Origin of the sequence: Burkholderia sp. 4NA327C6, from assembly GCF_005502655.1 — a bacterium.
Taxonomy (GTDB): domain Bacteria; phylum Pseudomonadota; class Gammaproteobacteria; order Burkholderiales; family Burkholderiaceae; genus Burkholderia; species Burkholderia contaminans.
The window spans coordinates 140,922-165,163 of record NZ_SCNZ01000003.1; the positions used below are offsets into that span (position 1 = coordinate 140,922).

Annotated in this window: 30 protein-coding genes; 2 read left to right on the plus strand and 28 right to left on the minus strand. The window is 62.0% G+C overall.

Going from position 1 to position 24,242, the window contains the following annotated elements; all coding sequences use genetic code 11:
- The first annotated feature begins 95 nt into the window (after positions 1-95).
- Positions 96-326 carry a hypothetical protein gene (locus FFS49_RS04185; RefSeq protein WP_039367191.1) on the plus strand — a complete coding sequence of 77 codons (231 nt, stop codon included), beginning with the start codon at positions 96-98 and terminating at the stop codon, positions 324-326.
- Positions 327-444: 118 nt separating this feature from the next.
- Here FFS49_RS04185 and FFS49_RS04190 read toward each other — a convergent pair whose 3' ends face one another.
- Positions 445-741, minus strand: a complete 297-nt coding sequence (locus tag FFS49_RS04190; RefSeq protein WP_105818576.1) for a hypothetical protein — start codon at positions 739-741, stop codon at positions 445-447.
- Between the two features lie 584 nt (positions 742-1,325).
- Here FFS49_RS04190 and FFS49_RS04195 point away from each other — a divergent pair.
- Positions 1,326-2,138, plus strand: coding sequence for a hypothetical protein (locus FFS49_RS04195; protein ID WP_105818577.1), 813 nt, complete (start codon positions 1,326-1,328; stop codon positions 2,136-2,138).
- Here the strand turns inward: FFS49_RS04195 and FFS49_RS04200 are convergent.
- The 27 genes from FFS49_RS04200 to FFS49_RS04325 form a co-directional block, all read right to left on the minus strand.
- A complete protein-coding gene (locus tag FFS49_RS04200) occupies positions 2,074-2,607 on the minus strand; it encodes a hypothetical protein (protein ID WP_171026718.1) in 534 nt (177 codons plus the stop codon). The genes FFS49_RS04195 and FFS49_RS04200 overlap by 65 nt on opposite strands.
- Position 2,608: 1 nt before the next feature.
- Complete coding sequence (locus tag FFS49_RS04205) at positions 2,609-3,952, minus strand: hypothetical protein (protein WP_105818579.1); 1,344 nt, start codon at positions 3,950-3,952, stop codon at positions 2,609-2,611.
- Positions 3,949-5,559, minus strand: coding sequence for a hypothetical protein (locus tag FFS49_RS04210; RefSeq protein ID WP_105818580.1), 1,611 nt, complete (start codon positions 5,557-5,559; stop codon positions 3,949-3,951). Before FFS49_RS04210 ends, FFS49_RS04205 begins: the two co-directional genes overlap by 4 nt.
- Positions 5,559-7,028, minus strand: a complete 1,470-nt coding sequence (locus tag FFS49_RS04215) for a hypothetical protein (protein ID WP_137909788.1) — start codon at positions 7,026-7,028, stop codon at positions 5,559-5,561. The genes FFS49_RS04210 and FFS49_RS04215 overlap by 1 nt, the downstream gene beginning before the upstream one ends.
- Positions 7,029-7,031: 3 nt before the next feature.
- The gene (locus tag FFS49_RS04220) at positions 7,032-8,075 is read right to left on the minus strand and encodes a hypothetical protein (protein ID WP_137909789.1); all 1,044 of its coding nucleotides are present in this window, start codon (positions 8,073-8,075) and stop codon (positions 7,032-7,034) included.
- A 3-nt stretch (positions 8,076-8,078) separates the two neighbouring features.
- The gene (locus tag FFS49_RS04225; protein WP_105818583.1) at positions 8,079-8,366 is read right to left on the minus strand and encodes a cupin domain-containing protein; all 288 of its coding nucleotides are present in this window, start codon (positions 8,364-8,366) and stop codon (positions 8,079-8,081) included.
- Positions 8,363-8,926 carry an aspartyl/asparaginyl beta-hydroxylase domain-containing protein gene (locus tag FFS49_RS04230; protein WP_105818584.1) on the minus strand — a complete coding sequence of 188 codons (564 nt, stop codon included), beginning with the start codon at positions 8,924-8,926 and terminating at the stop codon, positions 8,363-8,365. The genes FFS49_RS04225 and FFS49_RS04230 overlap by 4 nt, the downstream gene beginning before the upstream one ends.
- A complete protein-coding gene (locus FFS49_RS04235; RefSeq protein ID WP_105818585.1) occupies positions 8,923-9,321 on the minus strand; it encodes a 3TM-type holin in 399 nt (132 codons plus the stop codon). Before FFS49_RS04235 ends, FFS49_RS04230 begins: the two co-directional genes overlap by 4 nt.
- Positions 9,321-9,803 carry a glycosyl hydrolase 108 family protein gene (locus FFS49_RS04240; RefSeq protein ID WP_105818586.1) on the minus strand — a complete coding sequence of 161 codons (483 nt, stop codon included), beginning with the start codon at positions 9,801-9,803 and terminating at the stop codon, positions 9,321-9,323. The genes FFS49_RS04235 and FFS49_RS04240 overlap by 1 nt, the downstream gene beginning before the upstream one ends.
- Positions 9,800-10,018, minus strand: a complete 219-nt coding sequence (locus FFS49_RS04245) for a hypothetical protein (protein WP_105818587.1) — start codon at positions 10,016-10,018, stop codon at positions 9,800-9,802. The genes FFS49_RS04240 and FFS49_RS04245 overlap by 4 nt, the downstream gene beginning before the upstream one ends.
- A gap of 9 nt (positions 10,019-10,027) precedes the next feature.
- Positions 10,028-10,216 carry a hypothetical protein gene (locus FFS49_RS04250; protein ID WP_105818588.1) on the minus strand — a complete coding sequence of 63 codons (189 nt, stop codon included), beginning with the start codon at positions 10,214-10,216 and terminating at the stop codon, positions 10,028-10,030.
- A gap of 48 nt (positions 10,217-10,264) precedes the next feature.
- Entirely contained in the window at positions 10,265-10,729 is a 465-nt protein-coding gene (locus FFS49_RS04255) for a hypothetical protein (RefSeq protein ID WP_137909790.1), read from the minus strand.
- On the minus strand, positions 10,726-11,409 hold the full coding sequence (locus FFS49_RS04260) for a tail fiber domain-containing protein (RefSeq protein WP_137909791.1): 684 nt from the start codon (positions 11,407-11,409) through the stop codon (positions 10,726-10,728). The genes FFS49_RS04255 and FFS49_RS04260 overlap by 4 nt, the downstream gene beginning before the upstream one ends.
- A gap of 3 nt (positions 11,410-11,412) precedes the next feature.
- Positions 11,413-13,032: a hypothetical protein gene (locus FFS49_RS04265; protein WP_105818590.1), complete on the minus strand. Its 1,620-nt coding sequence runs from the start codon at positions 13,030-13,032 to the stop codon at positions 11,413-11,415.
- Positions 13,033-13,036: 4 nt separating this feature from the next.
- A complete protein-coding gene (locus FFS49_RS04270; protein WP_105818591.1) occupies positions 13,037-13,741 on the minus strand; it encodes a hypothetical protein in 705 nt (234 codons plus the stop codon).
- A 1-nt stretch (position 13,742) separates the two neighbouring features.
- Complete coding sequence (locus FFS49_RS04275) at positions 13,743-14,168, minus strand: hypothetical protein (RefSeq protein ID WP_137909792.1); 426 nt, start codon at positions 14,166-14,168, stop codon at positions 13,743-13,745.
- Between the two features lie 24 nt (positions 14,169-14,192).
- A complete protein-coding gene (locus tag FFS49_RS04280; protein WP_105818593.1) occupies positions 14,193-14,708 on the minus strand; it encodes a hypothetical protein in 516 nt (171 codons plus the stop codon).
- Between the two features lie 17 nt (positions 14,709-14,725).
- Positions 14,726-15,028 carry a hypothetical protein gene (locus FFS49_RS04285; protein WP_105818594.1) on the minus strand — a complete coding sequence of 101 codons (303 nt, stop codon included), beginning with the start codon at positions 15,026-15,028 and terminating at the stop codon, positions 14,726-14,728.
- Between the two features lie 11 nt (positions 15,029-15,039).
- Entirely contained in the window at positions 15,040-16,455 is a 1,416-nt protein-coding gene (locus FFS49_RS04290; protein ID WP_105818595.1) for a N4-gp56 family major capsid protein, read from the minus strand.
- Positions 16,456-16,471: 16 nt separating this feature from the next.
- A complete protein-coding gene (locus tag FFS49_RS04295) occupies positions 16,472-17,236 on the minus strand; it encodes a hypothetical protein (protein WP_137909793.1) in 765 nt (254 codons plus the stop codon).
- A gap of 8 nt (positions 17,237-17,244) precedes the next feature.
- Positions 17,245-17,790: a hypothetical protein gene (locus tag FFS49_RS04300; RefSeq protein ID WP_105818597.1), complete on the minus strand. Its 546-nt coding sequence runs from the start codon at positions 17,788-17,790 to the stop codon at positions 17,245-17,247.
- A 31-nt stretch (positions 17,791-17,821) separates the two neighbouring features.
- Positions 17,822-18,931: a hypothetical protein gene (locus FFS49_RS04305; RefSeq protein ID WP_137909794.1), complete on the minus strand. Its 1,110-nt coding sequence runs from the start codon at positions 18,929-18,931 to the stop codon at positions 17,822-17,824.
- 8 nt (positions 18,932-18,939) lie between these two features.
- The gene (locus tag FFS49_RS04310; protein WP_105818599.1) at positions 18,940-19,188 is read right to left on the minus strand and encodes a hypothetical protein; all 249 of its coding nucleotides are present in this window, start codon (positions 19,186-19,188) and stop codon (positions 18,940-18,942) included.
- The gene (locus FFS49_RS04315) at positions 19,181-19,525 is read right to left on the minus strand and encodes a M48 family metalloprotease (protein ID WP_105818600.1); all 345 of its coding nucleotides are present in this window, start codon (positions 19,523-19,525) and stop codon (positions 19,181-19,183) included. Before FFS49_RS04315 ends, FFS49_RS04310 begins: the two co-directional genes overlap by 8 nt.
- Positions 19,522-21,711 carry a hypothetical protein gene (locus FFS49_RS04320; RefSeq protein ID WP_105818601.1) on the minus strand — a complete coding sequence of 730 codons (2,190 nt, stop codon included), beginning with the start codon at positions 21,709-21,711 and terminating at the stop codon, positions 19,522-19,524. The genes FFS49_RS04315 and FFS49_RS04320 overlap by 4 nt, the downstream gene beginning before the upstream one ends.
- 183 nt (positions 21,712-21,894) lie before the next feature.
- Positions 21,895-22,056, minus strand: coding sequence for a hypothetical protein (locus FFS49_RS41880; RefSeq protein WP_171026719.1), 162 nt, complete (start codon positions 22,054-22,056; stop codon positions 21,895-21,897).
- A 2-nt stretch (positions 22,057-22,058) separates the two neighbouring features.
- Positions 22,059-24,062 carry a hypothetical protein gene (locus FFS49_RS04325; protein WP_105818602.1) on the minus strand — a complete coding sequence of 668 codons (2,004 nt, stop codon included), beginning with the start codon at positions 24,060-24,062 and terminating at the stop codon, positions 22,059-22,061.
- Positions 24,063-24,242 lie beyond the last annotated feature (180 nt).

Genomic DNA, 24,242 nt, shown 5'->3' on the forward strand with positions numbered 1-24,242 from the left:
CGAGGGCCGGCCGGCGCCGGCCCTCTTGCGCGATCGGGGCGGATGGGGTTTCCTGTGCTTTTATCCCCGTTTCGGCCCGAAGCCGCACTCTTCCGATGAAATCGTCCCCGCGCGATAACAATGACGATGCCAAGGCGCGCCGCCAGCCTTCGAAGCTGGTCCTGAACATCGCCGCCGTGACGGTCGGCCTCATCACGTTCGCGATCGGCGCGGCGTGGGTGATCTATAGCTGGGTCGTCGATCGCGAAGCGCAGTATTTCGCGATCCCGCTGGTGTTCTCGGTGCCGGTGATCGTGGCGGTCGCGATCCGGAGCTTCTGGGAATAGACGCGCCTGAAAGGCACGCCTGAAATGACGCAGCGCCGCGGGTCGGGCGACGCGCGGCGCAGGGTGCCGGACATGTTTCAGATGAAGCGGGAATTCCGGCGCTTCGCTTGCGGGCCGGTCACAGGCCCGGGCGCGCGCACGGATTGGGGGCTGCGCCCTGGTATCCACCGGTGACGGCGCCCAGCGCGGCGCCAGCCAGCGACGTGCCGAGCGCTATCAGCACGTTTTCCGTCGAGAACGTCTCGCCGCTCGACATCACGCGCCCCGAATACGCGGAGCACGCCGACGACGTCGATGCAATCGTCTGCACGGGCCGGGCGCTCCACGCAATGTTCTCGTTGGGCGTATTGGCAAAAGCCGGCGTGATCAGCATCAGCGCCAGTACGGAAATCGGAATGCGAACGGTGTTTTTCATCGGCGGTCCTCGGCGCAGTTGTGTTTCTTATATGGGAAGCGAACACGTATTACACGCGGCTCGAACATCCGCGCACCGCTTGCCCCGGCTCTCGTGCCGGAAATAGCACCGGCATCAACAAAAAAGCGCTGCGGTCAATCGACCGACAGCGCTTTTGGGTGAACGGCCCCGGACTGAGGCGCATTCGACTTCTGGTGCTGAGGCCGGAGCCACATTAAAAGCGCTCTGCCTTTCTACTATTGGCATTCAGCGAGTTCGTTTTTTTCGGATGCCCCCACATATGCCCCCTTGCGCTCAACCTGTCGGGTTTGTGTCTCATCGGCACAACACATCGACGGATTCCATGGTCGCGCAAGGAGATCGTCATGGCAAAGAACTTTAGTGGAGCATTTCGTCTTTCGTTGGCCGTAGCTGTACTGCTCGCATGTGCTGCGTGCGGTGGCGGTGACGACCCCGGTCCTCTGGTAGCACGCAACGCGACGGCCGGCGGCCAGGTTGGCCCCGTGCTTCGGGCGTGTGAGGCACCCGAGGCGCCCTGCCCGGCGTCGCAAGCTCAAGGTGGCCTACGGAAGTAACGAGACGCCGTGAAGCTCTATTCGACTTCTGATACGGCCGGCTCGATCCGTAAGGCATTTGCGGGATTCACCCACGTGCTGGTGAACCGCGGGTACACGACTATCAAGCCGGCGTTTTTCAAGAGCGCATCGATCGCCGATCTCCCTGTCTACGTATGGGCGTGGTGGGATCGGGCGAGCGATGGGCAACTGGCAAGGTGGAAAGAGAACGGCGGTGTGTTGCTGGATCGGTATACGTACTCGGATCGTGCTGGACCTGCCGACGTCCTTGTATTCGTGGAATGCCCGATGACGATGGACCGACTGACCCGATCACACGTCAACACGTCCGAGTACACCGTGATCCCGGTCCCGCACACCTGGCGCGTGCACGAAGAATGCATCGACCTGCGCACTCCCCGTATCGAGGACCTGTGCGTGATTTGGAATGCGTGCTGCGGACGACGATTGACGGACGAGCAGCTTGAGTCCGAAACCGGCATTCCTCGCCAGCGCGTGACGTACATGCGCAGGAGTCTGAAGCCAGTTGAGGAATGGGAACTGCGCCCGCGATTGGCGCCTGAAGCTACCGGCATGGTGCCCGCTTGGGATTGGATCGGACGCGGTCGTACGGAATCGAAGAAAGTGGTTCGCGAGGAAGGCCACAAGGCCGCGATCAAGGAGATGGCGCGCCTCGGGCACATCTCTTTGACGAAGTGGCAGGTCTACCGGAGCGACGAGCCCGATTGGGACGTCCTCGATCGCAAGCGCCAACAGGCTATTGCTGATCTGGCTGAAGTTCGATCACTTGTCGAGTCGCTTCCCGACCATCTGCAAGCGTGACGACGGTCTGGCGGATTTCTTTGATCCTCGGCGCGTTCTGGTGATAGAGCTGGTTGAGTTCGGACAGAGCGTGTTCGATCTCTCGATCGCCAACGGCGCGCTGTTCGCCGCCTCGCAGGGCAATCGCAGCCTGCAGCTTGACCTTCGCCATCGCTGCGCTGTCCTTGTGATTCATCGTGGCCAGACCGTGGAGTTCCTCAAGACCGACCACTTTATACGCACGTGTGAGGTCCGCGACCCGGGCGTCGAACTGTTCACTGCTCATACGGGAATACGACGGATCCACCTTGACCTTCTCGATCGCCGCAGCGAATCCCTGGAGCTCAGCCGATGCACGGATGTAACCGTCCAACTCATGAGCGGTGCAGTCGAGCGTCGACGCAGCCAAGAAGATGTCTCCCTTGGACTCGGTTAAGGCGGTCTTGATCGATTCCTCGGAAATGAACCCGGCTCGCATGGATCGTCGCATTTCAGTAGCTCAGGCCTTTTGCATAGCCCATCTGCTGCAGCTCGGGCAATTGCTTCTTCAGACGGCCAACACCGATGTCAGTTCGATAGAACGGGCTGTTCGGGATCTTCACCTTCTTGATCGCGCTGTAGGCAGACCTCCTTGCACCTGTGATCGTCTCTCCCGTGCCTGTTGCGATCATCACGTAGTCGCCGGCCGTTACCGGCCCCGGCAAATCGACCACCTTGCCGTTCACCTCGCGCGGCGCGACACCCATCATCACCTCGGAGAAGTGCAGGTGATCCATGTCCTCGGCCCCATAGATCGGGATCCCGCACAGCTCCTTGTTGGTGATCTTCGAATACGGGAAGTCGGGCAGCGCCATCAGCACCGAGATGCACACCTCGTCCATGCGTATCTTCAGCGTATCGCGGCCCTGGATCTTATCGGCCATCCACTGCGCCGGGTCGCCCTCGATCAGCGCTGTCAGGTTGTGGCGGATCGGCCAGCCGTCACGCATCGTCCATTCGAGCGGATACGGGCCCTTCCCGTCGGTTGGGATCATGCAGTTCACGTCGACGTACCCGACATAGCCGATGCGCTTCAGGTGCTCGGTGGCGGGTTTCAAAACTTCGTCGGCAAGCTTCGACTGCCGGACGACGCGCACCGTGGTGCCCATCTCACCGGTGTTGACGCCCAAGTCGCCGTTCATCAGCTTTTTGTTTTCCCAGTTCTCGACCCAACCGCGCGACCAGCCGTCCGGGCCGAAGAAGCCGCCCACGGCCATTTCGATGCCGCTGATCTTCTCCTGCAGGATGAAGCCGTCCTTGCGGGCCGCGGAGCGGTACTTGTCGATTTTGTTCCAGCGCCCGAGCATGTAGACCATGTCCGCCGCGCTGTCCGCGACGTAGGACATAGCGCGTTCACCGTCGCCGGATGGCTTTGACACGAACGCCTTGCTTTCCTTCTTGACATAGGCGATGGCGGAATCGTAGTCGTGGAACGTCTTGCCGGGAATGATGCGCATCCCGCACTCTTCCATGACCTTCTGCCCAACTTCTCGATCGAGTTCCCACTCTACCGCCGCCAGGTTGCAGCCGTAGATCGGATAGCCAATCCGTCGGTATGGCTCAAGCATCTCGAGATAACTGACGTTGTCGGGCGTGTAGATCAGGTCGGCCCATCCCAACCACTTCCGGCGCAGCTCATCGTAATCGCGGATCTTCGGAACGATCCCCTCGCCCGCATGACGATCGGTACCGTCCGGACGTGGCTTGTCGTACCAGAGAACCTGGTGCCCCCACTCCTGGCAGCGCATCAGCCAATCGAGGCAGTTCGAACCGACGTCGATCGCGAGAATTCTCATTGCGGAGGCCGTTGGATGAGAAGGTCGGTCACTTCCGGACCGAAGCGGTTGTACGCAGCAGCGGCTGGCGCGGTCAGGGCAGCAGTTCCGCCCGCGGCCACCGTGCCAAGAGGGTGCGTGAGCAGGTTCTGCATGAGCGCGCGCTCGGCTGTCCCGCTCGACGGACGCTCTTTCAGAAAGCGCTGTCCGATGTCCGCCAACAAGCCCATCTGACCGGCAGTGCCGCGCGCCATGGCGGATTTCCCCGCCGCATTTTTCGTCACCACGCCAAGCAGGGCGGCCGGAGAAATATCCCCGGTCGACGACTTGGCAACGAGTGGCTCCAGCGTGCTGCCAATTGCATATTGGCGACGCGCTTCGTTGTACGCGTCCAGATCGGACTGGCTCATGTATTTAGCGCGCTCCTCAAGAAGATCGTCCTGAAGGCCGCGCAGAGCACTGCGCAAATCTCCGTTGGCTGTCTCTCGGATTTGCTTCGAGAGCGCCGTATTGATGCGCCGAAATACCGGCCCAGGCATTTCCCGTGGCGTGGCAGTGCGCCCTCCACCAACGAGAGCGGCAGGCTTTCCAGCGGCTTCATCGATCATTTGCGCGTATCGATTAACGACACCCCGCACTTCCGGCAACTGGTTTGCTCCGTTCTCCCGCAGTTTCGTGATGAACGACTGATCGATCGGCAACGGGTACTTCTCAGCGATGACGCCGATCGCGTTACCCGACCTATCCATAGCATCAGAAAATGTCTTTCGGGTCAGCTTCTCGCCTTCGCCGCCAATGGCGTTGACAAGGTGCGAGTTAAAGACCTGTTGATTGTGTTCTCGCACGGTCTTACCGACGAACGGATTGTCTTGGACCAGCTCGCCAGCGCCACGCGCATATTTGTTCCCGTACACCATATCCGGCGTGAGACGGAAGCCCATCTGGTGCGCCTCACGCGCAAGCTGCAGCGTCTGCGGATCGACTTCGGGCAGCGCGCGAGCAGCGGCACGCACGGCATCCCGGCCAACGGCGTTCGCACCAGCTCGGGCGGCGCCGGCGGTGCCTTCCCCGGTGGCCAGCACACCGCGCGGCACCTCCGGGATCCTCGCGATCATCGGAGATTCGACCGGTAGTCCTTGCAGAGCATGCATCAGCCCGGAATTACCGAGCGCCTCGACATCAGACCGGCCGGCCTCGGTGCGCGGTTGGTACGTCAGCTTGTTGGCCAGCGCAGCGCCCGCGCGATCACCTTCCTCGATGCCCTGCTGCGTGCCGAACTTGCCGCTGGTGAGCGTCTTGCCGATGCCGTACGCGGCGCCCACAGGCGCGGCCAGCGCACCGGTTGCGGCCGACAAACCGGCTTCGCCGAGCCCGACCGCGCTTTTTCCCAATCCGAGCAGACGCTCTGCGATGGTGTCGGCGTGCTGCGGCATCATACCCGTTGCCGGGCTATCAGGCGGAAGACGGTCGAGAGGCGCGACAGGGCCGCGCGACGCTGCCGGCGCAGCGCCACCATCTGCACCGAGACGCTGTTGGAGGATCGAAAACGCCTGCTCTTTGGTAGCGCCATCAGGACCCTGCACGTCATAGGTTTTCCCGTCCGGAGAGGTGAAAGTGAACGTGGGCATCAGTGCTCCTTAACTGACCACCCGGCCGGCAGTCCGACAGACGGTGCACCTTCACCGCGGCCGGAAATGCGGGCCTTCTGCTGTGCTTGAACTTCGGCCGGCGCCTGTCGGGCAGCCGACATTTCCTTTTCCATGACGGCCAGCACCGCATTCAGTTGCGCATCCGTGCTGGCGGTCGAGAGAAGCTCGCGCGCATGCTCCTTGTCGGCGACCGTCGGCGTACCGCTCGGGCTGATCGCTCGAGCATAAGCGTTGATCGACGTGTTGAGCGCCGTACCCAATGCCACCACGCGCGGGTCGCCCGAGCCCGTCTGAGCTGCCTGAAGCGCTTTGTTCACGCCGGGGAATTCCGTGCGCGGGAGCGCAGCCGATGCCTGCCGCACGAGCGGGAAAGTCTTCTGCGCTTCAGCGACGGCCATGCCGACGTTCGCCGCCTTCGTGGCTCCGGTACGTGCGGCCGCCTTCTCGCCCTGGAATCCAGCGTTCGCAGCGGCAATGTCGGCACCGGTGCCGCCGGCCTCTCGCTCCTGGCGCATCACCTCGCGGCGCAGCGCGACGATATTCTTCGCGCCCTGCGCGCCGCGGCCGAGGTTCTGGTACACCGACGTATCGCCCGCGCGCGCCTGTTCCGCCAGAAACTTCAGGTCTTCCGGCGAGAACTTCGCGTCGTCGCCGTTGGCTAGCGCGATGGTCTGTTTGCGGAGCGCAATTGATTCAGCACGAAGAGCATTCGACTCAGCGCGCGCCTGCGCGCGGTCCGCACGATCCAACGCGCGATCTTCTGATCTCTGGTTAGCTTCACGGATTCGTTCCTCGAGCAAGGCGTGCCGATCCTGCACGGCCTGCAGCTTCATTTCCTGTTCGAAGCGCATCTGGATCTGCGCCGCCTGCGCCTTAGCCTGCGAATCGAGGATCGGTGTGAGCTGCTGCAGACCGGCCATCAAGTCGGCGCCCGACAAGCCTTGGTCCTGCAGCACCTTGATGGCGTTGTCGAGCGTGAGCGGGCCGCCGGGCTGCTGCATACCGTTGGGCGAAGGAGTAGCCGGTGGCGCAGGGATTTGCGCGGGAGTCGCTTGCGCCGGGCTTCCAGCCGTGGGCATCGGCTGGAACGGGGGCAGCGGTGGTTTGCCAGCCGCGCCGGTGCCCCGCCCCATTCCCGCGGGCATGCCAGGTGGAAGCGGCGGCATCTGGCCCAGCCCAGCGCCTGCAGGCAGCGGTTGCGCCGGCGCGGATGGCTGGCCCGGATTCGGTGCTTGAGGCGGAGGGGGCATCTGCGCGGGCTGCTGTCCCGCGAGCAGTTGCGGCAGCGCATTGCCTGCGGCCATCAGCGCGGCCTGCTGCCGCTGCCGATCCTGCTGTGCCTGTTGGAACTGCGCCATCTGCATCTGGGCATACTGGCGCTGCAGGGCCTGTTCCTGCGCCTGCTGTTGGTACTGAAGGAAGTACGGAAGCCCTGCGAGTCCGGCCATGGCTTACCCCATCGTGAAACCGTACGAGTTCCCGCCGCCCGAGTAGTACGGGCTCGACGTGAACGCGCCGCTGAAATCCCCGCCGCCGAACGAGCCGGTCGTGCCGTTGAAGAAGTTGCCGAAGCCGCCGGCATTCTGGATCGCGTTGCCCAGACCAGAGATGCCTTGCGAGACAAGGCTACCCGCAGCGCCGGCTCCTTGCGCCTGACTCTGGAACGGCACGGACTGCGCGCCTTGACCGTAGTTCATGTACGGGATGATCGATCCCATGATTCCTTCGGCCGGTCCGTACACTGCCTTGTTCAGGAAGTCGGCGTACGTGCTTTCGAGGGATCCAGGCGTCGCGGCGATCGTCTGCGCCGTGTTGTACGGCGTCGAGCCACCGAGCAGCGTGTATTGCGGCGCTTGCGTCAGTGCGTTCGCGCCGGCCTGGCCGTACTGGCCCGCCGTGGTCGCAGCGCCGGTATAGCCCTGTAGGCCCTGCAGCGCGCGAGACAACTGGTTGTTCTGCCAGTCGATATTGAAGTTCGACAGAGCCTGGTTCGCCACGCCAGCACCCGCCGCGGACGATCCAAGCCCGTACATCGAGTTGCTAGCGTTCACCTGCTGCTGCACGTTGTTCAGCGTGCGATCGTAGAGCGCATGCTGCGGATCCAGTCCCATCTGGAAGACGTTCTGCCCTGCGTTCAGCAAGTTGCCCTGCGTCATCAGGTCGAGATTGCCCAGACCGGTCAGCGCGTTCCCGGCATTCGTGTACCCGATGCCCGCCTGATTCGCCGCTGTCTGGTATGCCGGACCGTACTGGTTGCTCGCGGCAATCCCGTTGTTCAGCGAATTGATCGATGGCGTGCCCAGCCCATTCGAGTTGAAGATGTTGCTGATGTTGCCCAGCAGGCTTTGCCACGTCGAGTCTGCAGTCGGCAGTCCCGTGGGAACGTAGTAGCTCCCTCCTCCGCTACCCCCTGATGTGCCTGGAGACAGCAATCCCGATACAAGAGAGCCCCCAACTCCTGCGGCGAGACCCCCAGCAACAGCTGCGAACGGCATGGCTCACTCCTTCTTCAACATCTCGGGATCCGCCACGCTTTCGGCATGGATGCAGAGCCACGTCACATTGGTCAGCGCGGTGATGCGATGCGCGCGTCCTGCCTTCACTTCGAGCATGCAGGGGCCGTGCAGTACCTGCAGCTCGCCTTCGATGTCGAGCATCGCGGTACCGTGCGCGAGATAGCTCAGATGGTCATAGTCATGCACGTGCTTCTGCACTTCTTCGCCCGCACGCAGCGTCTGCTCTCGCGCATATACACCGCCGGCTGTGAAGTGGTGCTTGATGGTCATTTTTCGCACCGAATCGACACGATCAACGTGATCCGATCGTCGTCGCCCTCGTTGACCACCTCATGCTCTTTCGTGTTGTCGAAGTACCAGACATCGCCCGGCGCCATGACTACGCGTTCATCCTCGACGCGGTTCCAGCACTTCGGATTCGTCTGCAACGGCACGTAGAGCTTGGTGTTGAAGTGCCGCACATGCCAGCTATCGTCGGCGTGCGGCAGGATGCGCTTGCCGGCCGGAACCTTCGTGATCAAGATTCCGCCCAGGCGCGTACCTTCGACGCGCGCCATCAGGCCGAATACGATCGGCCGAACCTGCGGCAGCGCGTACCACTCCGGGTAGAAGATCGCGTCGTGCGCATCGTTGAACCCGGTGTAGTCGCCGGCCGCCTTGTACGGCTTCTCGTCGTTGTAGCGAAGCCAGATGTCCGAAACGTCGGTGTGCGGGCTGCCTTCCGCTTCGGTACGCGCGGTATGGCGATTCCACAGACCCGGCTGTCTCGCGATGGCAAGCAGCAAGGGGGCCGTGTCGATACCTCCGCCGATCCGGATCAGGTTGTTCATTTTCCTTTGACCTGTTGATAGACGTGCATGCCACCCAAGCCGAGCATGCCGATCGTGATCGTCGCGAGCTGCGTGAGATCCATTTCTGTCAGCACGATGTGGTGCCCGAAAAGCGCGGAAATATCACTCATCGCCGGGCGTAGCACGAAGTTCCACGCGTACCCGCACACGCACACCCAGCCCATACCACCGCGCCAGTGCTGCAGCGGGTCAGTGCTCTGCGCCTCGGCCTGGTTGATCTGCATCTGCCCGGTAATCTGTGCGAGCTCGCCGGTCTGCTGCAGTTGGAGCAGTTGGAGCTTTGCGGCGGCGGCCTGCGCCGGGTCCGGCCAGACGCGATCGATGATCTTCCCGACGACGTCGGAGACTGCGGAAATCGGATCGAGGAATCCCATCACGCGGCTCCCTTCAAAAGGTTGTTGGCGATGCGATTCGCCCACCCATGGCTGAATGCTGGCCAGTTGTGCAGATCAGCCAGATACTTCAGCCGGTACGCAAGGAAACGAGAGACGATGCGCAGAGGATCAGTAGCATTCACCTTCGCGATCGTGACCGGTCCGATGCGGCCGTCCGGTTCCAACCCCGCGGCGCGCTGAAGCCACGTCACCGGCAGGCCGCCGTTATAGGCAGCATCGAACACCTGGAAAGCCACTCGCGGATCGAACTGGTCGCAGTAGTACGGATCCCAGTAGACCCGCTTCGCGATCTGCTTCGCGGTCGCCTGGGCCAGCGCGTGCATGTCCCCGCCATACCCGTTCGCACGCGCGACGCGGGCCGTAATGCCCCACATCGTCTCGCCGCCCGGGTCTGCAGGGCTGTTCGAATACCCGCCCTCGTTGCCCATCAGGGCTTCGAAGGCGTCGTCGAAGCTGCTCACAGCTTGCCCACCGCGCGCAGGATCTGCTCGACCTTCTGCTCGGCGGTGGCCTCGGTATCCGTGACGATCGACGTCATGCGCGATTCGAGATCGGAGAGCTCCTTCGCGGCGTTGCCGAGGCCGACGATTTCCTCGACCTTGTCGACGAATGCGCGGCCGTCGTTCGCGAGCGCCTGGAAACGAGCCTCGATGGCGGATTTGATCGATTCGAGCATATCCATCTCCTAGAAGAACTTCTTCAGGCCGCCACCCGCCCCATAGGCGGCAACGGCGACCAAGGCGTACATGAAAACCCGCCACGCCAGACCGAGGATCCCGCGGCCGACGTTGAGCTGGAAACGTTGCGTGATGCCGCTTTCGATTTGTTCGGCGATCGCCTTGACGTCGTCTTCGGTAAGCGTACGGTTTGCCATGGTTTCCCCGATTGTTGGTGCAGATGGTAGTTTTGTTTCCCGCCGAATCTAGCTAGACGGCTGGATAGTGAAGTTGTCGGTAAATCCCGCGCGGACGATATTTCCCGGGTTGCTATTCACCTGCCACGCAGTCGAGCTCTGCTTCGCCAGAACGATCGAGCCATTCGTCGTGTTGTTCTTGAGCAGGATGTTCCCGCTCCAATTCGGGGCGATGCTGAACGAAATGGATACCGTCAAGCCGGGCAGTCCACCCGTTGTTGCCCCCAATTGGGAAATTTGTCCACGGAACCATGGAGACGAAAACGGCGCGATGATGCCACCACCTCCGGACGAAGCTGTTGCATTTCCGGTAGCGGTGCCGGTTTGGCCTAGCAAGTCACTGAAGCTCACAGGGAGTGACGACTTTCCAGCAAGCGCAATCACCCAACCGTGGCTCAAAGAAAGCGGAAGAGACAAGCCGATCTCCGTCGCGATCTGTGACATCGAAAGTGGAAACGAGACTGGAAGCGTCATTTCGTGGGCTCCAGAAGCGCGCGCAAGCGCAGCACTTCGCGCGTCAGCTCGATCACGATCGCGAGCGCAGCGCTGCCCTCGGCGATCGATAGAACGTCGTCACCGAATACCGCTTCCGGGATGACCTCCCGCATGGATTGCGCTCCGGCGCCCACGCGGCGCTCCCCGGTATCGATCCTGGTATACGTCCCGTGAAGGATCGATGCCACACGCTCGAGAAAGCCCGGTTTGAAAGGTTTCCAGTCCTTTTTAAGACGCTCGTCGGAAGTGCCAGTGATATTTGATCCGCTGACTATCCCATTTGCGTTGAAGTTCCCGACGTCATCCAGTGATGCCGTGACTAACGTATTGGCGCTGTTCACATACTCAATACGAGTCTGAGACCCGTTGGATCTCATCGTCGGGCCATAATTGCCCTGCCCGATCAATTTCAGAATGCCGCTGTATTGCCCGTTGTTGTTGGTGATGATCAACCCAGGCACGGATACAGGCGTTCCGCCGGAACTGACGGACGTCACGTTCGGCAAAGACGTCACGTTCGGCAAGGTCGTCGTATTGACCGGTAGCGCGTTGGCGTTCACCTCGTTGACGATGAAGTTCAGGTCTGCCATGACCTGAGTCGCATCGGCGACAGTGCCGTTCTGCAGATTGGCGGGTAGTGTTCCGATGATTCCAGGCATGATTTACCCCTGATTCGTATAACCCGCATCCTGATAGCGGGCGAAGAACGTGCCAATCTGCACTTCGTTGACGGGCGTGACGGTCACGTCGATCGACATCTTCTGAAAGACGAGAGCGACAGGCCACGGGATCGTGTAGACGTGCGGAATGCTTGTGTTCGAGGACCAGTTCGCAGCGCCCCAATTAAACGAATTCCAGATCGCCCCGTTACCCGGTGTCGCTGCGAAAGTCGATGCCAGCGTATTTTTCTGATCGTCCAATGCTGTCAGGTTAAAGACGATGGGCGACCCCGTTGCAGCAAGTTCGATCGTCGATTCGACGACCTGCACTTGCTGCATGTGCTGTGTTTTCGGAAAATTCGATGATCGAAGATGGCAAAGAAACGGTGATCCGGCGTCCAGATAGCTCGAATTAGAGGACGGGATGGTCGTGCTAACGAACAGCGCGGCGCCATTCGATGCGCCAGACAGAACGAACGATTCCCCATACAGTGACGCGCAGTCGTACAAGAACGTATGCGGGCCGGTCCAGCGCTTGCGCCGGATGTCGTACCAATAGTCGTTCGTCTGCTGCTGACCCTGGATCAAGGTCGGCACGCACGTCCGGTAGATGTTCCCGGCAAACGCGGCGCTGATCCGCGACGGCTGCGTGGTGTTCTGGAACGGCACCTGTAGATCCGCCGGAAAATCAGTGCCCGGCCGGCTCGACAGCGGCACGAGCGTGCCAAGGAAGTTCAGGATGTATGGAGCGTCGACGCCCGCGAAGAAGATGCCGAACGGGCCCTGCACAACGCTACGCGCTGCAATGCATCCGGTCGTCAGCGAAACGTAGTTCAGCGCCAGATTGTTCGTGGTCGGATCGCCCGTGATCTGCCACACCTGGCTCGCCTTGAACACGACCAGCGCGCCGATCACACCGGCCGTGGTTGTCTGGATCGGCAGGCCCGATTGCGCTGTGATCGGCGTCGTATCTCCTACCGTCACGGCCTGCGTCGCATTCGTACGCGTGAGCGGCGCAAGCGGGTCGCTGAACTGGAGCGTATTGCCCACCGCAAACCAAGCGCGGTTGTTGAAGTTCGCAACCGACGTCGGTACGCCGCTCAATCCGTTTGTGGCGAGATTCGACGACGACCACGCCGGCGCAGCTGGGTTCGAGATGTCGATCACGCCAAAGAAGTTCGAACCCGTACCGTTGAAGCCCGGATGCGTGATGAGGATCTTCGTGCCGACGACTGCCATCGTCGGCGGGGTCCATGCCCCGCTCGTGGACGGCGAGGACGGAACGTTCCCAGCCGTCACCCCACTGATAGTGGTGAAAGTGTTCGTTGCGAGGTTGTAGGCGAATGGCTCGTCGAACCCTGGGTTACGGCCGGTCGATACCATGCCATACGCCACGTTTCCGATCACGGTGTGCACCGACACGAATGTCGGCGACGTGAATCCGCTGAAAGTAGTCGCAGCATTTCCTACGCCCGGGCGGCCAACGACGATCTCTGGATTGCCCTGGTCGAATACGAGGTTGCTCAGGAGTTGGCAGGCGCCGGCGAACGCGTCCGTTGCGTCGAAAGCATCGCAGAGCCCTTTCGGCGTGAAGCGGACCGGCTTCGCGTTGCGGATCGCCATGGCCCTAGTCCGTGATCTTCGTCGGCTTCAGCGTGCGGTTCGTGTGGAAGCGCCGCGGATCGAGCCGCACCGACTTGACGACCTGCTGCTCGTCGCCTTCCATGATCAGGTGCGTGCGCAGCATTGCCTCGCACTGCGCGCGGAACGATTCCTGACGGACGTCGTCCGTCTCGCTCATCAGCTCAGTTGCGGTCGCCTTGATCAGATAGTTCTGATCCGGAAACCACGGGATGACCGTCGACGTTTCGGGCGTCACGATATCCGGTTGCTTCACCATGTACCGATGCGTCAGGACAATCTGCCCGGACGACTGTGGATAGATGAAGAGCTGCCCCGCCGAGTTGTTCGACTGCGCCGTGGTTTCGTCATACAGCAGGGTCATGAACTCGTACGGGTAGTTCGCGATCGACGGATCCTTGAACTCCTGGTCCCACTCTTCCGGAGAAATCGGGTGCAGGAAATACGGCAGGTTGTTCTGTTGGAAGAACAAATCGTACGTGCGCAGGTAGTTCAGCGGCAGGGCGAACGGACCGTAGTTGTTGGCCTGCACGGTTACGAATTCGACGACCCGGTTGATCTTCAGGTCGCGATGCAGCCAGAGGTCCTCCAGGACCATGTTCAGATAGACACCACCTTGCGAAACCCAGCCTGGGGCTTTCGCAATCGCGCATGCGCGCGCGACGATCTGTTGGGCCTGGAGGTACGCCATCTCACGCCCCTGCGCGGGCGTCGGCGATCTTCTTGCGCGCCTTCTCGAGCTCGTCCTCAATGCCCTTCAGCTGATGCGGTGCGCTCTTCAGGTTCGCCTGCTCCTGACTCGACAACGCTTTGGCGCCGGTCTTTCCCGCGGCCTTCGCGTTGTGGCGCTCGAGCAGATCCGCATACGCTCGTGCGACGTCATCACGTGCCTTTTCCCACTGTTCGATGTGAGCTTCGAGGACCGGGATCTCGAGCATGCGTTGCTGACGCTGGAGCGCCTCGCGCACGGTGTCCATCCGGGCGTCGAGCGACGCCTTGTCCTCGCCCTCTACCAGATAACCGCTGGCCGAGAGTTGCGCCTGGTTCGGCGCCGGGAGGGTGATCGTGAAGTTGCCGATCACAGTTGCAGCCGTGACTTCCTGAGAGGCTTGCGACATGGTCTTCCTTTCTGGGGTGGGGAATTACGATCGTGCCCAGGCCGGCACGGGGCCGCCTCCGAGCACCTTGTTCTGCGCCTGCCGATACGGGTTGAACGCGTGGCCGTTGATGTCGTTCTCGTGCACCCACGTGCGCGCGACCATTTCCTTGATGGAGCGCAGGGTATCCGTGTCGAACTTGTACGTGTGGCCATGCAGGTACGGCGTACCGTTGATCTTCAGGTGCTCGCCGCCGCACGGCGCGAGATCGATGCGATACCACCAGAGATCCGTTTCGCCATCCTCGGCCTTGCCGGCGAATCGCTCGACGACGCCCGAGGTCAACAACGCCGATTGAGCCTGCGCGGAGAGGCGCGCCGATTCTTCCTCGGCGATGTCCTTCGCCGCGCCCAGCTTGGCGTTTTCCGATTCAAGTGCCTTGATGCGCTCGAGGAGCGCTTCGCGACTTTCTTCGACCGGTGCGGAACTACCGCGCAGTTCGTCAGCGTCAGCCGACTCCGGAGCCGGTTTACCCGGCTCCGACGAGTTACGTGCGGCCATCAGATATTCTCCTGGGATTACTGCGCTTGAGGCGCGCCGATGTTTTCGACCGTCGCCGTGACGACTGACGCGGTGTTTTCACTGGCGGGCTGCCCGACAGTGGGGATTGCCATTGAAGGCTGCGAATCATCGATGCGAACCCACAAAGTCGTGCCCACCGCGTACTGCGCGAGCGGGTCGGCCATGTTCGTGGTGAACGTCATGGAACACGTACCGTCCACCGCCTGCAGAGCGACTACTGCGGGTTGGATGCCGTTGAACTGCAGGGCGCCAGGCGTCAGCGAGGCGACCTGCATCTGCTTCACGAACTCGTTCGCCATGAATCACCCCATTACGGCGTGGTCACGGTGCCACCCTGGTAGCCCGGTGCGAACGCGGAGCCGCATTCGACGCGGGCCAGGAAGGCCGTGTTGAGCAGGATCGAACCGTAGAACACCTTCCACGACACGACCCGGGTCTGGTTCAGCGGATCCGACTTGTCAGCGCCGGTCAGGTAGTGGAACTCGGGGTTCTCGAGCAGCACCTGACCGTAGCTGTGGTTGCCGATGAACAGCACCGGGAACACCGACACGCCCGTGGCCGGCGCGGCCGGCGGAGTCTGCGTCACACCGATGCCGGTCAGGGTGACCGTTTGGTTCGGCTGCAGCTGAGTCGCTTGGCCAGCGAGCACGCCGGTCACCGGAACGCCGTTGCCGATCGCCGTGGCCAGGTTGGCCGGATTTGCGGTCGTGCCGATATACACGTTGAACACGTAGTTCGGGAACGACGGCAGTGTCACCGAGATCGAGCCGGTCGGGCCCGTCACGCTGATCGACGACGAAACTTGGTAAATCGTCTGCTCGACCGACGTCAGCGCCGGAGCAGCCGTGACCTGGATGTAATACGTGCCGGTCGACAACTGACCGCCGGACGTCGATGCGGTGCCGTTGATCGCGGCAGCGCCCGTCCAGTACGGCATCATGTTCGTTTCGCAGAATCGGATACCGCCGAAGTCACCGAGCTCGTTGTTGTAGAGACGGTTGACGTCGCTGTACGCCCACGCTTGCTGCACGGACGCGTTTTCGCGCATATCCTGCGCCGAGAACGGGCTGATCAGCGCGACGTAGTGTTGCTTGACGCGCGGCGTCTGCGACGGATCGCGATACGCGCCCGCTTCAATCATCATGTCTTCGCGTTCATCGCCGTTGAAGCGCGGCACGCCATACGCGGACATCGATGCGAACAGACGGTTCGATTCGTGCGGCGACATAACGTTCGTTGCCGTCAGGGCAGCGCGGTTCGCGACGCCACCTGCGTAGTTCACCTGCGGCGCGGACAGCAGCGTGTTCAGCGTGTTGCGCTCGAGCGTTTCCGGCATCTGGATCGACACCAGTTCGCAGGCTTGCTGGAACAGCGGGTGCTTGATGGTGAGGTTCGCGACATCGGTGATGATGACGCGGTCGCCCCACTGCTGCGCGGTCGCACTGACCTGCTGCAGCGTCATCGCTTCGCCCGGAGGCGCGACGCCTTCCTGCAGGGGCGCGTACGGCAGCGGCAGGCGCTGGTAGCGCGACGCGGTATACGTCGTACCGCGGTTCGTGTCGAGCTTCAGCGGCTTGCCGAACTGGTATGCGACCAGCTGGCGTCGCGCGAGCGGCTCGACTTCTTCCTGGATGTACGCTTCGACGTCAGACGTGAAACTCGTCGACTGATTCGTAATCCCGGGGAACATGAGGCCCGTCAGGAGGGCCAGAATTTTCGTCAGCATGGTGTCCTCGTGCTGGTCAGATGTTCACGTCGGCCAGCCGCGCAGCACGCTTCTGGTGTTCGGTTTGCCCGCGCGCCGGCGGAACGGTCGAGCGCACGCCCGGCGTCTTGCCGCGGGGAACGTCCGCCGCGGGAGCCTTGGCTTTCGCCTTCGGCTTCAACTTGCCGTCTGCGATGTCCTTGCCGAGCATGTAGTAGTAGACCGCCTCGCGTGAGGCATTCCGGCCCGCGCGGCGTTCTTCTTGCACCGCTGCTTCGACTCGGTCGCGATAACGCGCGCGATGCGGATCGCTTGCGATCTTCGACTCGAACAGCGTCTGATCTCGCAGGTCCTGCGCCTGGAACAGTGCCGCCTGTGCGGCTTGCTGACTCTGGCGCAATGTGCGGTTCGACTGGATCTGCCAGCGTTCCATCGGATCCAGATTCGGATCGCGCAGACGCGCCTCTTCAGCTTCGAAATCGCGGTCCGTGATAGGAGCCGGCGGCGCGGTACGCGTGGCATCGACCAGGCGACCGCGGCGCTCTACTTCCGCCTCGAGCGCGGCCAGACGATCCGCATCAGACGTCGCGCGACGAGCGGGCGCTGCCGGCTCGACAAAATCGAAGTCGAAATCGTCATCCGCAGGATCACCAGCGCTGCCGCCAGCGCCAGGATCGCCACTGCCAGCATCACCAGCGCCAGCGTCGCCACTCCCAGGATCGCCACTAAGATCCGGCGGATCACCGCCATCGTCGACGCCGGGAAACAGAAAACCGAGAAGTCTCTTCAGGAGCTTGTTCATGGTTCCCTTTACGATTGCGTGCCGGTACCGACCGACTGGATCGAGGCAGTCGTCGGGCTGGTGATCGTGACCACGAAGTCACGCCAGGTGTTCTGGTTGACGCCCATCGAACCGCCCAGCGTCCAGCCCGTATTCGTCGTGACCGTCCAGGCGAACGCGCCGCCCGAGCTGTTGATCACGCGAAGCTGCCAGGTGATGCCGACGGGGTTCGACTGGACCACCGAAGGAAGCGCCGCGATCAAAGCAGCGACTGTCGGCAGCGTGAGCGCGGCGCCGGCTGCGAGCGTACCGGTCAGGTTGAAAAACACCTGTGCCGCACCCGAGATCTGGTTGCCGGCGGCAGTGAACGCGGTCGTGCTCGCTGCCGTGTTGTAAATCGCTTCCTGCAGTGGATTGATGCCGATGATCGCGTTCACCAGCCCGACTTGGTCCGGCAGTGCGCCGAGATCAGGAACGACCGGAAGTTGACCAGGGCCGATGGCCGGGAAGATGAGGCCAATCAGGCGGGCCAGAAGGGTTTTGCGCACGATGATCTCCTGATCAGGGGTACGCACTTTTTATTCCGGTTTCCCGATTTCTCAAACGCTAACGAACCCGACGGCACCCGAGGAACCCGTAAGCCGACACGGTGCCGGAGGCGAATGTTGCGTTTGCCACCAGATAAACCGTGGTGCTCGAACTCACATTGAATCGACCGGGAGCGATCGCAAGAGTCGTTGTGCCGAAGTTTCCCGATGCAAGAGAGATGGAACTCATGGACCCCGTTGTATTGGCTGCCGGAATCGTTGCGGAAACCGTATTGATACCAGCTTGCATCGATGCCGCCCCTGCCGATACCGCATACGCGATGCTTCCCCTGCAATCCCAATCGCCGGCCGATAAAAGCACCGAAGTCACATTCGCGGGTGTGGTGCTGGTAAGCGCAATGGCTGATCCAGATGGGACACTGGCGCTGAGGAATTCCCCGACACTTCCCGCGTTCGCGTTATCCGCAAGCGTAGTGCCGACGATACCGCCAGTCGTTTGCGGTGTGAGTGCACTGGTGAAGGTTAGGCCAGCTACTGTCGTACCGAATGCCGGATCCGCCCCGGTCGCACCCACGAGAACCTGACCCGTGGTGCCGACAGCCAGTTGGTTAATCGCCGCCGCGCCCTCGCCGACCAGGACTCCGTGCGAGGTAAGCGTCTGCCGGCCGGTACCGCCCTGCGAGACGGAAAGCGCAGTCGTGAGGCCGGACAAACTGGTGATGTTGGCGTTCGCTCCCGAAGTCGCAATGTTCGAATTGCACTGAAACCCGGATCCGTTCGTCCATTGAAGCGCCTGCGCGGTGCCGTTGCATCCGGTCACGGCCACTGCGGTGACGTTGGCGGTCGACCCCGTCGCGTTACCGAGCAGCGTGTTTGCGGCAATCTGCGCGATGTTCGAAAGCGCAATGCCGTTTGTCAGGCTCTGGAACGAATACGCTCCCGCCCCAGTCCGCGTCAGGAAGCCGGTGCTCGAAAACCCCGTGATGTTGTCCAACGCGGTGCCGCTGGCCGTCGCAGAATTGGTGCCCCCGGACGACACTGCAAGCGGATGGTTCGTCAGTGTCGCAGTACCCTGCACCGTCAGGTTGTTGTACGTCGGCGAGGGATAGTTCTGCGCAAATGCCGTCGAGCAGACCAGCGCGAGCAGACCGGAGAGTATTTTCTTCATCGAGTACCTCACGATTGGGCGAGCGTGCCGCCGTTGTTCCAGAGGACGCCCGATGTTGCAGGGAGCGAAGTCGGCAGACTGTTGAACCAGGCGAGCATCGCGGCAGCAAACTGAGGGCTCGCGCCGTTGCCGAGCAAGTTCAGCGCAGCCGTCGTCTGGCTTGCGAGCTGGTTGATCGCGGTCTGTATCTCGTTCGGAGGAACGTCCTTGCCTTCCGCTTTGACCTGGTACGGCGTGATGAAAAATGCGTCAGCCATGGAGCGCCTCCAGCCTTTCCTGTGAGCTTGGATGCAGCGCGCTCCCCGGATGGGGGTGCCGGCGCAGGAACATGCGCAGCCCCGCAGCCAGCCCCTGTTCCTTCACGTACTGATCCGCCGCCAGCTCTTGCTCGCGCACTCTCGCGAAAACCCATTCCGGACGGAAGATCAGCTGCAGCGTCAGCAGCCACCAGAGCCGGCGCAAAGGATCGCGCCGAATGAGGTGTGCGCGTTCGTGCGCGATGACGGCGTCTTTCTCGATCGCCGTCAGCGAGCGGAAGAAGATGCCGGTCTGAATGGTTCCCCACGGCGTGCACCGGGCCACGAAGCGTTTCATCGCGGCCCCGCCGTCGGCGATGCAATTTGATCTGGATGAATCATGCCGGCCGGTCCCTGCGGCCGAGGCTGTCCAGGCTGCGCGCCAGGACGCGGCGTACCCGCGACGCCCGGCCCCGCGCCACCAGGAACACCGGGCTGCCCTTGTGGCGGCTCCGGTGCCTGTTGCGCCTGAAGTTTGGCCTGCATAGCTTGCTGATGCTGCTGCACGTGCGCTCGGAACAAGCCCGCTGGGTCACCTGTGAGCTGCGCGGCCTGTAGGTGTGCGGCGATGTGTGCACGATCATCGTCGGCCTGATGGATCTCGGCCGGCAGGCCGTTGTGCATCATCAGGTTTTCGTCCTGAGGATCGAGGTGGAACAGGTTTCGCTCATCGATCAGGATGCGCGGCGCCACCTCGGGACCGAAGATCTGCTCGGTACCGTACTCGAGGATCGGGCCGATGTTCAGGCGCCGGCCGTCGAGTTGCTGAGGAGGAATACCGCGCAGGACGTTCATCCACGCGATCATCTGCTGCATGCGCTGCAGGTTTTGCTGGTACGACGTGCCGCACCAGCGGAAGAAGTAACGCTCGCCGAATGCCTGCGGCGGGATCGTCTGCAGGTTCGCGCGCGCGCCAAGTTCGCCGAGCACTTCGACGGTCAGCTCTTCGGTGCGGAACTGCCGGTCGAGCTCGAACATCCATTCAACCAGCGGATTGAGGATGACTTCCTCGTACCGCTTGGCGTTGTCAATGATGTTCGATTCCTGCGTCTGCGCCATGGCGGCCATCTGCGCCTGGTTCTTCCGGCCGATCGGCATCTTCCCGAGCATGGCGTCGTTGACGTCCATCGACTCGTTGATTTCCTGCTTGATGCCCTGGCAAAGCATCATCGCGTCTTTGTAGAGAGCCGGGAAGTTCGCGAATTTCGTCTTGCTCGGGTCTGTCAGCCACACCGCAGCGAGCCCGACCACCATCGATTGGTAGTTCGGGTTCGACAGCGGGTCGACCATGGTGATCGGCAGCAGGCTGTACTGCGCCGAGTCCTGACCCATGTTCCAGTAGTCGTTCAGGTTCCACTGCAGAAACTTGACCGGCTCGATCTTCGAGATGCCGAAGAATGAGCCCGTGATGCGCTCGATCGGCGCGGAGATGATCGGTCGCTTGCCCGACCAGAACGGATTCCGGATGATTCCAAGGATGACGTCCTGGCCGGCGAAGTACACGAAGCACGGCTCCTTGCCGTTGCCGAGATCCAGGTTCGTGTGCACCTCGTAGATCAGCGCGTACTTGAAGGTGCCTTCCGTGCGAATGCCGGCATCGCCGGTGCGCTTCTTCGGCGGCACGTACTTCTCGCGGCCACCGTCCCGCTTCGCGAGGTTGTCGATCAGCTCTTTCGCCTCGACGCCGACGAAAATGCCCTCGTCGACGAATCGCTCCACCGCGTCAATCGTCAGGCGCAGCCGAATCGCGGTCGCGGTGGCATTCTCGATGTCGTTGCAGGTCGGCGGATAGACAGCCAGGTCCTCGGTGGCGAACTGCACGATATCCGGACCTTCGGTCGTGACCTCTTTCGTTTCCTTTTCCCAATCCCAGCCATCTTCATCTGCGGCCAGGTCCTCGACCTCCGCGCCGAGTTCGTGGTCCTCGAGGATTGGCGGCTTCTTGATCAGTTCGGTAATACGACGTTGCGTGCGTGTCCAGTCAACGTAGAGATTCCACTGCCCCGTCACGTCACCCGCGATCAGGTCCGCGCGCACGACATCCTTGATCGCGGCCGAGCGAATGTAATGCTCGAGCAGGCTGATCTGGGCGAACGGGATGTTGCCGTCCGGGCCGGTGGCGCCGACGTGCTTGTGGTTCACAGGGAAGAGCTGTGCGATCGTGCGCTTCACGCGCGCATTGACCGCGTTGCGCACGGCAGGGATGTAGCACTGGGAATTTCCGGAGTACTGCTGATTCTCGTCCGGCTGCGCGTTGTAGATAGACCAGTACTCCGCGCATCGATCCATCTGCTCCTGCTTATTCTCGTAGCACTTCGCGATCTTCGGGTACAGCTTCGCGGCTTCTTCGTAGGCTTCGGAATCGGGCTTGTCAGCCCAGTTCTCGATTTCCTCACCCGTCTTCTCAGCGTCGAGCGCCCGCGCGTCCAGTGTTTCGACCGCGGGCTTGTCTTCCTGCTTTTTCTGCTTCTTCGAGCGGGCCATGGATGGGTCAGCCGATCACCTTGCCCTCGAGCTTCTTGCGAAGCGAGGATCCGGTGCCACGATCTTTCGGCGTGCGCTTCGGCCGATCGTCTTCGTTCGGTTTCTTCGGGCCCTTGCCGAAGAACTAGCGAACGTCGCGCGACTCGGATCGCGTTCCCTGGAATTCACGGGGCTTCTTCACGATCACAGACCCGGCTTATGCAGTTTTTCGCGCATCGGGCCGCCCTGCGTGCGCTCGCCGACTTTCTCCGGCTTGCCGTACGCGCCGCCCTGCTGCTTGCCCTTGTAGAAATCCGACGGACGCTGCGACGGCGCCTTGGGGGTGATTTTTCGGTCGACAGCCATGGTCATCTCCGCGGCAAAGTGGTCAGATAGCTCACACCCTGCGGGTTCACGCCCATGTTCACGCCTTCCGGCAGGACGTCCGCTTGCTGCGAGCAGATCACATACACGGCCGCTTCGAGCCCCTCGATGAGGGTACGGTGCGGACCAGTCTCGGGGAGCGTATTCCGGTTTCCCGCGCGATCGACGGGGAAGTTGTATCCACCAGCCATTGCGTTGAGCGTGTGCTTCGCTCCTTCGTGGTCGACCTGAAACAGACGTCGCGCCTTGGCTTCGGTGCGGATCAGCGGAGAAAGCGCGCCGCGCGCGACGTTCACGTAAGCACCGCGCATCGGGTACATGTTCGCGGCACGAAGCGCGGCCACGATCGGCATGCGGTCGGCCTGGTCGAGCACGTCGGCCGGCAACCACGTCGTTACGCGTGCTCTTGGAAATGCAGCGCGCACGAGCTGCGTGATGTCGGATACCGCTTCCTTGGCAGGTACCGGCGAGATCCAATCAGCCACAACGACGATTCGTTGACCCTCGACGCAAACCAAGGCTGCGGTCGTCTCAGTGCCGTTCGAATTGAACGCCAGAGCGAGGGGATGCTGCTGACTCGGCTGGTACTCGGACACGATATTCCACTGCCCGAAATCCTCGTACACCGGCGAACCAGAGAACACCCGCTGGAAGTACGCGAGCGCGTTGAGGATGTCGCGCTTACCGCTGGGGAAGTTCAGGATCTCGGCAACAAGCTTTGGATGCTGACCCTGCCCCCCGACCAGCACGATGTCGCCAGCCTCGAAAAACGGCTGCATGCCCATGATGAACTGGACTTTGTCGCGGTCCTGGGGTGCAGTGAGCGGGCGCAGTGCCAGAGTGACGCCGCGGCGAAGCATCTCCGCTCGCATCGGTTGCAGCAGCCATTCGTCGAGCGAGTTCTTCTCGATTGCGACCGCAGCATCGCCGTATCGTGCTGACGTCTTGAAGGCATCGTCGATCACCTCGTCCGGCTTCCAGAATTCACCGGACGATGCGTGGACGTAGATCTTCGTCCCCAAACGGCTGACCACCACACGTCCGGTCCGGTCGCTCTTCTTTACGTCCGTGGTTCGTGCCGGGTCCGTGATAACGACTTTGGGAAGCCATGGCGCCGGGTCGACCGAGCATTCCCGGATATGATCGCTCTCGAACGGCTTGTCCTGCGAGCCGATCGCCATGAGCATGTATTCCTGCATGAAGCCGCGTAGTTGGCCTGCCCGCTCCATCTCGTCGCGCTTCCGGCGGATCCAGTCCATCGGATAGCGCTCCGGCCACATCGCTTCCGTTTCCGGGTCGTCGATATCGCCGTTGCAGATCGGATAACGCCGGCTCGTCCAGTCCGGGTTGTCGCGCAACCGGGTGATCATGCAGTCTTCGGCCAGTGGCGTGCCGGTAACCCGGATCTTGCCCTTGACCTTGTCCATCGCCGGAATCAGCTCGAGGTAAAGCTTCCTCATCGACGCGTCGACCGCCGCCTTGTCCTTGACCCGCTCCTTGTTCTCGATGTCGTCGAGATACGCCCGATCCGGCCGGAGGTCGCGCCACTTGAAGCCCCGGAATTCCTCTTCCCAGCCGTGAGCCTCCAGCAGCACGCCGTTCGAAAGCTCCATCTGGTGCTCGTTCCAGACGCGCCCCGACTCCTTCAAGCGACCAAACAGTCCCTGCAACTTCATGTTGCGGGTCGCCTCGAACTTGATCGCCTCAAGCCGCTGACAAGCCTTCGTGTACGTCTCGCCGATGATCAGGCAGTACCCGAAGTTTCCGAAGCACGCCTCGATCAGCAGATGCTCCTCGGAGAGCGTCGACTTGGCACCCTCCCGGAACGCCTCGATCAGCACCCACTCGTCCGCACATCGCCAGAGGTCCATGACCTCGACGTGGAACGCCGGTGACGCCTGCGGGTGCCGATGCGGGAACAGCATCGCCGAGCCGAGCGCGCGGTCGTCCGAGATCGCGGTCAGCAACGCTCCATTGGTCAGGGCCATGACTTTCCTCCTCGCGGAGGATCATCAATGTTTTTCCCGCGTGCGGATTGGAGAGAGGGTCTGCAAAATTTCGTCACCCCCGTCCGTGGGGCCCAGGGTGGTCCCAGAGTAAGGTTTTCGTAAGATCCAGATAAGAATCGATCTCATTATGCGGTGATAATGCCCTGTTCCGACTGATAG